12 protein-coding genes are annotated in these 12,808 nt (G+C 67.9%); 9 read left to right on the forward strand and 3 right to left on the reverse strand.

What is annotated here, in order from left to right:
• The first annotated feature begins 2 nt into the window (after window positions 1-2).
• The gene (locus tag ACZ7KI_RS26675) at window positions 3-272 is read left to right on the forward strand and encodes a hypothetical protein (protein ID WP_470275808.1); all 270 of its coding nucleotides are present in this window, start codon (window positions 3-5) and stop codon (window positions 270-272) included.
• A gap of 68 nt (window positions 273-340) precedes the next feature.
• On the opposite strand, the gene ACZ7KI_RS26680 is transcribed toward ACZ7KI_RS26675, so the two are convergent.
• A complete protein-coding gene (locus ACZ7KI_RS26680; protein ID WP_076167327.1) occupies window positions 341-1,033 on the reverse strand; it encodes a GntR family transcriptional regulator in 693 nt (230 codons plus the stop codon).
• Window positions 1,034-1,147: 114 nt separating this feature from the next.
• Here ACZ7KI_RS26680 and ACZ7KI_RS26685 point away from each other — a divergent pair, with 114 nt between their 5' ends.
• Window positions 1,148-2,368, forward strand: coding sequence for a CaiB/BaiF CoA transferase family protein (locus ACZ7KI_RS26685; protein WP_470275809.1), 1,221 nt, complete (start codon window positions 1,148-1,150; stop codon window positions 2,366-2,368).
• Here ACZ7KI_RS26685 and ACZ7KI_RS26690 read toward each other — a convergent pair.
• Window positions 2,256-3,215, reverse strand: coding sequence for an AraC family transcriptional regulator (locus ACZ7KI_RS26690; RefSeq protein ID WP_470275810.1), 960 nt, complete (start codon window positions 3,213-3,215; stop codon window positions 2,256-2,258). The two genes, ACZ7KI_RS26685 and ACZ7KI_RS26690, sit on opposite strands and share 113 nt — an antisense overlap.
• 176 nt (window positions 3,216-3,391) lie before the next feature.
• Between ACZ7KI_RS26690 and ACZ7KI_RS26695 the strand changes: the two genes are divergently transcribed.
• Genes ACZ7KI_RS26695 through ACZ7KI_RS26725 form a run of 7 tightly spaced genes read left to right on the forward strand, consistent with a single transcriptional unit; the run spans window position 3,392 to window position 12,079 of the window.
• Window positions 3,392-3,601: a hypothetical protein gene (locus tag ACZ7KI_RS26695; protein WP_034307108.1), complete on the forward strand. Its 210-nt coding sequence runs from the start codon at window positions 3,392-3,394 to the stop codon at window positions 3,599-3,601.
• 14 nt (window positions 3,602-3,615) lie between these two features.
• Entirely contained in the window at window positions 3,616-5,643 is a 2,028-nt protein-coding gene (locus ACZ7KI_RS26700) for a hydantoinase/oxoprolinase family protein (protein WP_470275811.1), read from the forward strand.
• A gap of 5 nt (window positions 5,644-5,648) precedes the next feature.
• Entirely contained in the window at window positions 5,649-7,571 is a 1,923-nt protein-coding gene (locus ACZ7KI_RS26705; protein WP_470275812.1) for a hydantoinase B/oxoprolinase family protein, read from the forward strand.
• Window positions 7,568-8,290, forward strand: a complete 723-nt coding sequence (locus ACZ7KI_RS26710) for a hypothetical protein (protein WP_470275813.1) — start codon at window positions 7,568-7,570, stop codon at window positions 8,288-8,290. Before ACZ7KI_RS26705 ends, ACZ7KI_RS26710 begins: the two co-directional genes overlap by 4 nt.
• Before the next feature lie 11 nt (window positions 8,291-8,301).
• Window positions 8,302-9,747 carry an aldehyde dehydrogenase family protein gene (locus ACZ7KI_RS26715; RefSeq protein ID WP_470275814.1) on the forward strand — a complete coding sequence of 482 codons (1,446 nt, stop codon included), beginning with the start codon at window positions 8,302-8,304 and terminating at the stop codon, window positions 9,745-9,747.
• Window positions 9,744-11,306 carry a class I adenylate-forming enzyme family protein gene (locus ACZ7KI_RS26720; RefSeq protein WP_470275815.1) on the forward strand — a complete coding sequence of 521 codons (1,563 nt, stop codon included), beginning with the start codon at window positions 9,744-9,746 and terminating at the stop codon, window positions 11,304-11,306. Before ACZ7KI_RS26715 ends, ACZ7KI_RS26720 begins: the two co-directional genes overlap by 4 nt.
• Window positions 11,303-12,079 (forward strand): SDR family NAD(P)-dependent oxidoreductase, encoded by a 777-nt coding sequence (locus tag ACZ7KI_RS26725; RefSeq protein WP_470275816.1) that lies wholly within the window; start codon window positions 11,303-11,305, stop codon window positions 12,077-12,079. The genes ACZ7KI_RS26720 and ACZ7KI_RS26725 overlap by 4 nt, the downstream gene beginning before the upstream one ends.
• 42 nt (window positions 12,080-12,121) lie before the next feature.
• On the opposite strand, the gene ACZ7KI_RS26730 is transcribed toward ACZ7KI_RS26725, so the two are convergent.
• Window positions 12,122-12,742: a phage portal protein gene (locus ACZ7KI_RS26730; protein WP_470275817.1), complete on the reverse strand. Its 621-nt coding sequence runs from the start codon at window positions 12,740-12,742 to the stop codon at window positions 12,122-12,124.
• Between the last annotated feature and the right edge of the window lie 66 nt (window positions 12,743-12,808).

A 12,808-nucleotide genomic window follows, 5' to 3' on the forward strand; every position in this document is an offset into this window, starting at 1 on the left:
CCATGACCCCGGATCACGAACTGAGTCACCGGGAGCTGGCGATCCTTCGCGCGGTGGCCTCCGGGCGAGCGGAAATCACCTGCAGCAGTGAGCCCGACCTGTTCATCGACGGGTTGCCGTGCTGCGACCAGTACACCGCGCACGTGCTCGCTCATCGCGCCCTGATCGTCCAGGCGCAGCCGGGACCGCTCGGACATCGGGTCCGGGCCCGGCTGACCGCGGCGGGCGTGGCGGGCGTGGCGGCCGCCGGAATCGTGGGCGAAGCGGCGTGACCACCGGGGAAAACGGCGAGCGGGGCGGCGGCCGGAAAGGTCGTCGCCCCGCTCGTGATCAGCTAGAGTTACTCCTCGTCGGCCCAGAGACCGCGCTCCTCGAGCACCTTGATGACACTGTCGGCGCCTTCGAGGATGTGCTGCTCCGCGATGGTCCGAGCCTTGCGGACGTGCCGGCCGCGCAGCGCCTGGACCAGTTCCGCGTGATCGTTGCGGGTGGCGGTGACGTGCTCCTCGATCGAGGCGTAGAAACGGTTCGGCAGGTGCTTGACCACGGAGCTGAGCAGCAGCGTCAGCCGGTGGGAGTCGGCGGCGAGGTTGATCTGCCGGTGGAAGTCGTGTCCGAGCCGGGCGAGGGTTTCCTGGTCGCCGGCTTCGACGGCCTTCTCGAAGTCCTCGTTGATCGCTTCGAGCCGGGCGATCTGGTCGGGAGTGATCTTCTTCGCGGCGCGGGCGGCCAGTTCGGAGGAGAACTGGGCCTGCGCCCAGAAGAGGTCCCGGATGTCCTGCCGCGAAACCGGTGCGACGACGAAACCGCGACGGGGGACCAGCTCGACGAATCCCTCGCTGCGCAAGGAGAGCAGACCTTCGCGGACCGGCGTGTTGCTGACGCCCACCGCTTCCGCGATCGGCTCGGTGCGCAGGAACTCGCCCGGCTTGACTTGGCCGGACATGATGAGTTCGCGCACGTAGGTGGCGACCTCCTCAGGCAGCTGCTGCCGGCCTTCACTGCTCCGGAGCCTGATCGAGTTGTCGGCCACCCGGCACCTCCCCAATTCGGTTGCGAACATCATATACAACGTTCTGTCGATTATGGCATGGCATCGACAGCTCATTACGTCGGCTGAAACATAATATTTCGTGGAAGGAGTGCGATGACGACCGAGGTGAGCGGGCCGTTGACCGGGGTGCGGGTGATCGCGCTCGCCGGAATGGGGCCGACGCCGTTCGCGAGCATGCTGCTGGCGGACATGGGGGCCGAGGTCGTGCGGGTCGCCCGTCCGGCGAACCGCCGGGGTCGCGCGCTGGGGCAGACCGAGGGGATGGCGCCCGAGCACGACCTCGCCAATCGCGGGGTGGGCACGGTCGAGGCCGATCTCAAAAGCTCCGCCGGGGTCGATTCGGTGCTTCGCCTCGCCGAGGCCGCCGACGTGTTCATCGAGGGATATCGCCCTGGGGTGGCCGAGCGGCTCGGTCTCGGGCCGGACGCCCTTCTCCGGAGCAATCCCGCGCTCGTGTATGCCCGTTTGACCGGGTATGGACAGACCGGGCCGCTGGCCCAGCAGGCGGGGCATGACATCAACTACGTCGCGCAGTCCGGTGCCCTGCACGCGATGGCGAGGGCGGGGGAGGCCCCGCGGCCACCGATCAACCTGCTCGGCGACTACGCCGGTGGCGCGCTGGCGGCGGCTTACGGGATCGTGTGTGCCGTACTGGAAGCCCGGTGCTCGGGTCGCGGCCAGGTGATCGATGCGGCGATGCTCGACGGCGTCGCGTTGCTGACGGCCAAGCTTCAGGGTCTGCGCGCCGCCGGTCGCTACAGCGACGAGCCCGGCACCAACTACCTCGATTCCGGTGCGCCGTTCTACGACACCTACCCCTGCGCCGACGGGCGATACGTCGCGGTCGGGGCGTTGGAACCCGACTTCTACCGCGAATTCGTCTCGCGGCTCGACGTCGACCTTTCCGAATGGCCCGAACAGGACGACCGCACGGAATGGCCGCGCCTGCGGAAACTGATCGGTCAGGCGTTCGCGGCGAAAGGTCGTGACGAATGGGCCCGGATTTATGAAGGCACCGATGCCTGCGTCACGCCGGTGCTCACGTTCGACGAAGCCGCGGAACATCCGCACAACGCCGAGCGTGAGGTCTTCCGCCGGGTCGGTGGTGTCTTGCATCCGAACCCCGCGCCTCGGCTGGGGCGGACGCCCGCTCGTGAGCCGCAGCCGCCGGTGGCGGACGTGCTGGACGTGGAGAAGCTGATCAGCGCTTGGTCAGTCGAGCCGTCTCCGAGGGCAGCATCCCGAAGCGCTCGCGGTACTGATGAGCGAACCGTCCCGGATGGAAGAAGCCCCATCGCGCCGCGATCTCGGTGACCGACCAGCGCGTGTCCGACACCAGTTCGAGGTGGACCCGGTCGAGACGGACGCCGCGCAGGTACGCGGTGGGGGACATGCCGACCACCTCCTGGAACCCCGCTTGGAGAGCACGGGCGCTGATCCCGGCCTTAGCCGCGAGATCGGCGGTCGTGAGCTCCTCCTCGGGATACCGGTCGATGTGATCGATGATCTCCCGGATCTTCGAGTGCCTGCTGTGCGCGGGTTTGCTGTGCAGATCCGCGCTCAGCTGACTGGGCACCGTCATGAGCAGCTGGCTCATCAGGGCCGATTCCAGTTCGTGGCAGGCGGCTGGGATGGTCGCGACTCCGCCTTCGCGGCTCAGCTCCGTGTAAAGGAAGCCCACGGTCGCGAGCAGTGCCTGCGCCGAACTGGACTCCAAGGGGAACGTCAGGTCGAAGGCGATTTCCTCGTCCACCGGCCGACCGATCAGCTTCGCGGCGTGCGCCTCGAGGAGGTCCTTGGGCAGCTTGACGTGGTACTGCCACGAATCGGCGCTCCACTGCACCATGACCGGGGCTTCGGGGACGAAGGCGACGCCGGCCTCGCCCGCGGCGAAACTGCGTCCCACGCCGTTCTGTTCCACCGTGCTGTGCCCGGTGACCGGCAGGTTGACGTGGTAGCAGAGCCGCATCGCGGGGCCGAGGATGGTGGTGTCCGCGCCGTAGGACATCCGGGCGATCGTCAGCCGCAGGGAAGGGGCGAGGTCGAGCCGGAACTTCAGGTCGCGGCTTTCGGCCACGTGCACCTCATGGCTGGCGAAGGTCTTCGTGACCTGCTCGTGGGCGACGTCGAGGTCGCCGGTGCGGAAGTTGAGCGGGCGCATGACAGCCTCCTCGCGCCTCATTGCGTGCCTTTGAATATATCATATTTGGATCGCCGAGGCTGGGACCTGCGAAAAGTGGATGCCCGTGCTTCGCTCACGGGATGGTGACGGCCGCCACGTGGGCTTACGTTCTCCACACCAGTGCAGCACCGAGCACACCAGTGGAGTTGTGCGACATGAGTGAACAGAGCGATACGCCGGTCCTCGAACGGACCCCTGTGGACGGTCCCTGCCCTCGCTGCGGGGCCGCCGAACTCCGCCGTTACCCCGTCGTTTCCGAGGGTGGCTGGTTCCAAGTCGTCAAATGCCAGAACTGCCTGCTGTCGATCGAGCGCACGCCGTGGTCACGGCTCGGCCCGATCCAGCTCCTGTCCGACCTGCTGTAGCGGAGGAATCAACGATGATCGCAGTCGATGTCGGTGGCACGTTCACCGACGTGGTGGCCTTGCAGGACGGTGAGATCCGCACCGCGAAGGTATCCACGTCCTACACCGAGGTCTACGGGCCGGTTCTGGAAGGAGCCGCGACCCTTGGTGTGGAGAACGCCGAGGTGTTCAACCACGCCAGCACGCACGGCCTCAACGCCGTGATCACCCGGCGCCTGCCCAAGATCGGTTTCCTGACCACCGAGGGCCACCGCGACATCCTCGACATGGGGCGCGTCTGGCGGCCCGCGTCGGCCATCCTGGACCCGCGCTGGCGGCGCAGCTTCGGCGACGCGGCCCGTCCGCTGGTCGAGCGCTACCTTCGCCGGGGGATCAGCGAACGGATCACGGCCGACGGCGGCGTCCTGTTCGAATTGGACGAAGCGCAGGCACGGGCCGAACTGGAGGTGCTCCGCCGGTGCGGCGTCACCGGGGTCGCGATCTGCCTGATCAACGCCTACGTCAATCCGGCGCACGAACTACGGCTGCGCGAACTGGTCCGTGAAGTGGTCGGCGACGTGCCCTGTTCGATCTCCAGCGAGGTCTCTCCGCTGGCCAAGGAGTACGCGCGGGCATCCACCACGGTGGTCGACACCCTCATGAAGATCATCTATTCCGACTACACCGCGAAACTGGAGAAGGGGCTCGCCGACCTGGGTTTCACGGGGCAGCTCAACTTCGCCGACTGCGCGGCCACCCTCGTCCCGTCCGATCGCGCGATGGAGCAGCCGTTCCGCATCGTCTTCTCCGGTCCGGCCGCCGGCACGGTCGCCTGTGCCCACTTCGGCGCGCTGATCGGGGAGCGGGACCTCCTGTGCGCCGACGTCGGTGGCACTTCCTGCGACATCAGCGTCGTGACGGCGGGTGAACCGTTCGTCAACACGACCTTCGAGCTGGAACACGATCTCGTCGTCAACGCGCTCGCCAACGACATCTCCAGCATCGGGGCGGGCGGCGGCAGCATCGTCGCGATCGGCTCCGCGGGCGAGGTCAAGGTGGGCCCGGACAGCGCGGGAGCGGATCCCGGCCCAGCCTGCTACGGCCGGGGCGGTGCGCAACCGACCACGACCGACACCTGCCTGATGATCGGCATCATCGACCCCGAACGGTTCGCCGGCGGCAAGGTCGATCTGGACCCCGCCTTGGCGAAGCAGGCGTTCGAGAGCCTCGATTCGGAATTCACGCTCGCTCAACGGGTCCGCTACGCCTACGAGATGGCCGTCAACAACATGGCCGAAGGCGTGTTCAACATCGCCATCAAGAACGGCGTCGACCCGCGCGACTACAGTCTCGTCGCCTACGGCGCGGCCGGTCCGATGCTGCTGCCCGCGGTGCTCGACACCGTGCACTGCAAACAGGTGATCGTGCCGCCGAACCCCGGCCTGTTCTCCGCGCTGGGCCTGCTGTCGGCCGACCAGGTCTTCACCGTCAACCGCAGTGCCTACCTCGTCCTCACCCCGGAGGTGGCGCCGGAGATCGACGCGCTGTTCGCGGAGATGGAGGCGCGGTTGCGAGAAGGGCTCGACGGCGGGACTCGCGTGACCTTCCACCGGAGCATGGACGCGCACCTCGTCGGGCAGAGCTGGGAGACGCCGTTCGTCCCGGTGCCCGACGGCACGATCGATGACACCGCGATCGCCACCATGATCGGCGCCTTCCACGACACTTACGAGGGCCGGTCGGGCAACCGCTTCGAGATGCTCCCGGTCGAGGGCGTGACCTTCCGCGTGCGGGCGGTCCTGGACACCCCGAAGGTGACCTACCCGGAACTCCCGGTTCGCGGCGACGAACCGCTCGAGCCGGTCCGGACGACCGTGCTGCGTTACCTCGGTGACGGCGAAACCGGACAGGAAGCGGCCGTCTACGACCGCGCCGCGCTGCGCTCGGGCGACGTGCTCGAAGGCCCGGCCATCGTGGACGAAGGCCTCTCGACCACGCACCTCGGCGCGGGGCAGCGCGCGAGCGTCGGCCGTTACGGCGAACTGATCATCCGGAGGAAGTGACCACAGTGGACACACGTTTGCGCGACATCTCCGACGACGAGTTCAACGCCGCCTACGGCAGTGACAGGTTCACCACGGCGGTGATCCTGAATCGCCTGCGCTACGCGGTGGAGCACATGTCCACTGGCTTCATGCGCGAGGCGTTCTCGCCGATCATCCGCGACTGGTACGACTTCGCCTGCACCATCAGCGGCCCGCCGGACCGCGGCTACCCGATGGCGGTGGTCAGCAACAGCCTCGTGGTCTTCCTCGGCACCCTCGGCGACGCGGTGCGGAACACGGTCGAGGAGTACGGACCCGAGAACCTCTCGCCGGGCGACGTGCTGATCTGCAACGACCCGTATCGCGGGGGCACGCATGTCAACGACGTCTGCTTCATCCGGCCGGTGTTCGTCGACGGCGAGATCGTCTCCTTCGTCAACATGCGCGCCCATCAGCTCGACATGGGCGGCACCGTCCCGGGCGGGTTCTCCGCCACGAAGTCCAATGTGTACGAAAACGGACTCGTCATCCCACCGGTCCTGTTGTGGGCCAAGGACGAACCCGTGCGGTCGACCTTCAGTCTGATCTTCGACAACACCCGCTGGGGCGGGATGCTGCTGCCGGACTTCAAGAGCATCCACCAGCAGCTCAAACTCGGTGAGCAACTCGTCCTGGAGAACGTCGGGCGGTACGGCCTCGACGCTTACCTGGGCACGCTCACCTATGCCTGTGACACCTCCGCCGAGCGGATGCGCGAGGCGATCGCGCTGGTCCCCGACGGCGACTACACCGGTTCCGCGGTCATCGACGCCGACGGTCTGGACGACAGCGTCGATTACACGGTGAAGGTGACCCTGCGCAAACGCGGGCAGGACATCGAGGTGGACCTCGACGGCACCTCGCCGCAGGCACGCACCTGCATCAACTGCGGAGTGCTGGACACGAAGACCGCGGTCGGCGTCGCGCTGACGATGTTGCTGGACCCGGAAGTGCCGTTCACTTCGGGGACCTGGCGCACCATCGACCTCGCCACCCCGCCCGGCACACTGGTCTCCTCGCTGCCGCCGGACGGCGGGATCATGATGTTCTGGGAGGCCTCCGGGGCCGTCGTGTCGGCCATCTTCGACGCACTCAACCCGGTGCTGGGCGAGAAAGGCGTGGCGGGCGATTACGGCTCCACCAACACCCACAATGCTTCCGGGCTGACCGCCGACGGCACCCCCTGGACGAGTGCCACCCAATGCGGTGGTGAGCATGGTCCGTGGGGCGCCACCAAGGACGGCGACGGTGACAGTTACACGGTGCTGTTCTTCCTGAACAACCTCGACCCGGCGACGGAGACGATCGAACACGATTCCCCGGTCGTGATGCTCCGCAAGGAACACGCGATCGACACCGGCGGCGCCGGCACGTTCCGCGGCGGTGCGGCGAATCTGAAGGACACGCTCTGGCTGTCCGACGCGAGCCACTACCTCTCGCCCTTCCGTACCAAGGTGCCCAGCGGTGTCGGAGCCAACGGCGGCCAGGCAGGCCCCACCGGGGCGATGTGGTTCATCCCGCCCGGCGAGGACGAGCAGCGCCTCCTCGGCACCGGCGCCGACGTCTACGCCGGAAGTGTCCCGGTCGCGGGTGTGCTCGATCCGGAGTCCAAGGCGCTCGACCCCGAAAACGGCGTCTACCACTACTTCGCCAGCGAACCGGTGTGGAAGACGACGCCCGGCACGATCCTGCGCTGCGTCACCAACGGTGGCGGTGGCTGGGGTGATCCGTTCGACCGGGACCCCGCCCGTGTGCTCGCCGACGTGCGCAACGAGTACGTCAGCGTCGAGGGCGCGGCCAGGGACTACGGGGTCGTGGTGACCGGCGATCCACACCACGACCCCGAAGGCCTGCGCGTCGACGAGCAGGCGACCGAGAAACTCCGTACGAAGAGGACTGGTAAATGATCCCCGCTTTCCGAGACCGCACCCTGTTCTTCGCCTTCTCGACGTTCACGGGTGAGCGCGCCACCTTCGACCGGTGGTACGACGAGGAGCACATCCCGCAGGTGATGGACTCCCCGGGCATGGTGGGCGCACAACGGTTCGTGGTCGCGGACACCAAGCCGCTGTCGGGCACCGAGCCGATCGACTACGGGCACGCGGCGTTGTACGAATTGGACGGCAGCCCGGCGGGCTTCCGTGAAGAGGTCAAGCGGATGCTCATGTCCGGCGACATGGTGCTGCCGGACTTCATGATCCAGCCGTTCAAGGCGTTGTTCCTCGAACCGGTCAGCGAACCGCACCACTCGGAACGCTTCGGCAAGCTCGAAGACCTCGACGACCGCCACCTTTGGCTCGTCTTCAGCGATCGTCCGGAGGACAGCGCCGAATACGACAAGTGGTACGACGAGGAGCACATCCCGCAGGTGCTGTCGGCACCTGGATTCGTCCGGGCGCAGCGGTTCGTCACCTCGAGCGTCAAGCCCTTGCCGGGTGTCGTGACACCCGAAGTGAGCCACCTGGCCATCTACGAGACCAGCGGCGACCTCGGACCGATGCGCGAAGACGTCAAACGGCAGCTGATCTCCGGCGACATGGTCCTGCCGGACTTCATGAAACTGCCGTTCGGCTCGATGTTCCTGCGACCGGTGAGCCCGTTCTTCCCGGCGAAGGGAACGAAGTGACCATCGGCGGCGTGGCGGTCCCACATCCGGACGAGCTGTTCCTGGCAGGCGGCTGGGTGCCTGCCGACGGCGGACGCCGGGAGATCGTGTCACCGAGCACCGGCGAGCCGGTCGCCACGGTCGGGCTGCCGTCGGAAAAGCACGCCCTCGCCGCGATCCAGGCCGCCCGCGAAGCACTGTCCACATGGGCGGAACTCCCGGTCACGGAGCGGGTCGAGATCTGCGGCCGGTTCTGCGCGGCGCTGGAAGCGCGGCTCGAGGACATGGGGGCGGTCTGGGCCGTCGAATCCGGGATGCCGGTCCGCTACAGCCGCACTCTGCACCGGTTCGCCGCCGTGGCCGCTTGGCGGACGCTGCTGGAAAGCGCCGGCCACGTCCTGTGCGACGACTCCCGCGAGTCCGCGCTCGGTGATGTCGTGCTGCGGCGCGAGGCGGCGGGCGTCGTCGCCGCGGTCATCGCCTACAACGGACCGCTCGTGACGATCGCGAGCAAGGTGCTCCCGGCGCTGCTCGCGGGCTGCCCGGTGATCGTCAAGGCGGCGATCGAGTCGCAACTGATCATGCGGATCATCGCCGATTGCGCGGCGGGCGCCGGATTCCCCGAGGGAGCGTTGAGCATTCTCTGCGGCGACGCCGAGGTCGGCCGCGCCCTGACGGCGAGCCCGTACGTCGACATGGTGTCGCTGACCGGCGGCCGGGTGGCCGCGCAGCAGATCATCGAGGCCACCCGCCACCGGTTCGCCCGCACGCATCTCGAACTGGGCGGGAAGTCCCCGGCGCTGATCCTCGACGACGCGGACCTGACCGTGGTGCTCAAGACACTGGTGCCGGGCGCGACCAGCGGCGGCGGGCAGGTCTGCGCCGCGCTGTCCCGGATCCTCGTACCCGAACGCCGTTACGACGAGATCATCGAGGTACTGCGGCAGGCTTGGGAAGGGCTCACGATCGGCGATCCGCTCGATCCGCGCACCCAGCTCGGGCCGCTGGCCTCACCGTCGGTCGTCGAACGCACCGAGGGGTTCCTCGCTCGCGCGGTCGGCGACGGGGCACGGATCGTCACCGGCGGGAAGAGGCCGGACGGGTTCGACGGCGGCTGGTACTTCGAACCCGCGCTCGTCACCGACGTCGCTCGCGATTCGGAACTGGCGCAGAACGAGGTCTTCGGCCCGGTCACGGCCGTGCTGACCTACACCGATCCCGAGGACGGGCTTCGGCTGGCGAACGACACGAGCTACGGGTTGTCGGCGAGTGTCTACACCGCAGACCGGGCGAAGGGCGTCGAGTACGCCCGCCGGATCCGGGCGGGTTCGGTCGCCGTCAACGCGTTCGGCCCGGCGCTCACGGCGCCGTTCGGCGGGGTGAAGGGGTCGGGCTGGGGCCGGGAGGCCGGACCCGAGGGGATTCTCGAATTCACCGAGCTCAAGCAGATCCTGCAAGAGCGGGGAGGGACGAGATGACGTTCAACTGGATTCTCGAGGCCGCACCCGCCAAGGATCGGGTCGCGTTCAGCTTCGACACCCGCGTGCGGATGACCTACGGCGAGCTCGACGTGCGGACAAGGCAGTACGCACGCGCGCTCGGCGAACTCGGGTTGCGCAAAGGCGACCGGCTCGGCCTGATGTTGTTCAACGACGCCGAGTACGTGCCGCTGTTCCTCGCGGCCGCGAGGCTCGGGGTGATCACCGTCCGGCTGAATTTCCGGCTCGCACCCACTGAACTGGCCTTCATCCTGGCGGACTCGGGAGCGTCGATGGTGATCGTCCACGGCAGCCTGGCCGACCGGGTCGCGCCGGTGCGGCACGAAGCGGGTGTCGACACGTACGTGGTACTCGCCGACACGGACGACCCTGTGCCTGAATGGGCATCGCCGTTCGACGTCCTGCGTGGTCGTGAGCTGCTCGCCGACCTCCCGGAACTGGGGGAGCAGGACCCGATGAGCCTGCTGTACACCTCGGGCACCACCGGCTCGCCGAAGGGCGCGATCTGGACGCACCGCAACACCGTCGCGGTCGCGACGGCACAGGCACTGCGCTGGCAGTTCTCCGAGGACACCGTCGCGCTGGTCCCCGGGCCGATCTACCACGCCGGCGGGTTCGAGGCCGTCGTCGCGCCCGCGCTGCTCATGCATGGACGCGGGGTGTTCCTGCCCTCGGGCAACTTCACGGTCGACAGGCTCCTGGAGGTGCTGCGCGAGGAACAGGTGACCGACTGCCTGCTGTTCCCGTTCATGCTCAACGAACTGCTGCACCGGCCCGACCTGGAAGAACTGCTGCCGAAATCACTGCGACGGCTCATCCTCGGCGGGGACACGCTCATGCCGTCCACCGCGGAGGAAGTCAAACGGCGGTTGCCCGGAGTCAAGCTCACGCAGGTGTACGGCCTGACCGAAGGCGGCGCGATCGCGACGACCCTCGAAGACGTGGACTTCCTCGCGCAGCGGAAGAGCGTCGGCCGTCCGCTGCCGCTCGCCGAAGCACGGGTCGTCACGCCGTTCGGTGAACCGGCCGCGGCCGGTGAGGTCGGCGAGATCGAGGTGCGCGGCCCGGCGGTGAGTCAGGGCTACTGGAACCGTCCTGACGCGACCAGCGCGACCTTCCACGATGGATGGTGCCGGACCGGCGACCTCGGATACGTCAACGCCGACGGCTTCCTGCATCTGGCGGGCCGGGCCAAGGACATGATCCGCAGCGGTGGGGAGAACATCTACCCGGCCGAGGTCGAGAAGGTGCTGGCGACCCATTCTCAGGTGCTGGAGGCCGCGGTCGTCGCGGTCCCGGACACGCGCTACGCCGAGGTCGGCTGCGCGGTCGTCGTCACCGAGACGGGCCAGGCCGTCGACGCGGACGCGCTCCGGGCTTTCTGCCGGGAACGTCTCGCCGGGTACAAGGTGCCCAAGTACTTCGTGTTCGCGGACGAACTGCCCCGCAACGCCTCGGGCAAGATCCTCAAGTTCCGGCTGCGGGAGACCCACGCCGCTATCGAGTCCGAAGTGGACAGAGAGAAGACGACGACATGAACATCCTGATCAGTGGAGCCGCGGGTGGCGTGGGCTCGGCGACGGCGCGCCGCTTCGCCGCGGACGGCGCTCGCGTCGCGGTGACCGACATCAACGCCGACCGGCTCAAGGAAGTGGCCGACGAGATCGGCGGGATCGCCCTTCCCGCCGACGGCACGCAACGCGAAGCCCTGTCCGAAGTAGTGCGACAGGCCGTCACCGAGCTCGGCGGGCTGGACGCGGTGATCGCCACTCAGGGCGCCGCCGTCGCCGGCACCGCCAGCCCCAAGGCGGACGACGCGTGGTTCCGCGCCTTCGACGTGAACCTGCACGGCTCATACTTCCTGGCAGGCGAAGTACTGCCGCATCTGGTGGAGAGCCGCGGATCGCTGGTGTTGTTCGCCTCGACCGCCGGTCTGCTCTCCGGACCGCCCGGCACCGTGGGGTACAGCGCGGCGAAGGCCGGTGTGATCGGCCTGGTGCGCTGGCTGGCACGGGACTATGGCCCGCGGGGCGTCCGGGTCAACGGCGTGTGCCCCGGCTGGGTCCGCACGCCGTTGGGGGAGGGCGCGATGGGTTATCTCGCCCAACGGGAGGGCATCACGGTCGACGAGGCCTACCGGCTGGTGGCAGAACACATCCCGCTGCGCCGCGTCGCCGAGCCCGAGGAGATCGCGTCGGTGTGCGCGTTCCTGGCCTCGTCGGACGCTTCGATCATTACCGGGCAGGTACTGGTGGCCGATGGCGGGGGCGCGGCGGTGGACCCGGCGACCACGGTGTTCGACGCGCCCTGACCTGCGTTCTCGAAAGTCCGTGAAGGCCTCCTTGGTGGCATTTCAGCTTAGGTTCCCAAACTCATGACCGGAACCCAAGTGAAAAAGTGTGCTGGACCTGCGGATTCGTGGGTCCAGCACTCCGCCACTGATCATGTCCCTGCCCTGGTGTTGCGTGCTGTGTCGGCTAGGCTCGGCGTCCGCCGGGTGCAGCTTCACCACGCCGTCGGCCTGTGCGGCGAACGTTGGCGTAGCGGGATCCACCCACTGGGTTTCCACCCGTAGCGCCTCGTCGGGCACCTTGCCGTCGCGCACGTGCAGGATGCGCTGCGCCACACGGTTCCAGCCGCTGCCGAACGAGCGCTGTCGCCGTTCGGCCCGCTTGATGTGGCGGGACTTCGACGACCGGATCCCTTCCGTGCTGGCGGGGTTCTCGGTGCTGTGCCCAAGGAAGTACGGTGGGAGTCCGGACAAGCTGGCGACGAGACGGGCCAGGGTGTTGAGGGTGTTGTGGAAGTTCGACAGGTCGGCTTCGGGGAACTGCCCGACCGCCACCCCGTCATCCTTCGGCGATTTCGAGGACGCCCAGAGAACGTCGGCGACGGCCTCCCACGGGGTGAGCGGGGTTCCCTTGCTGTCAACGAAATCGTCCTTGTCGAAACCGAGCGCATACCGCCTCGGCATCTTTGGAACTCCGCGGACACCATCATGTCAGTGGCGATCTTGCAGGCCGCGTCCGACAGCGGCAGG

The organism is Amycolatopsis sp. NPDC039088 (assembly GCF_055598845.1).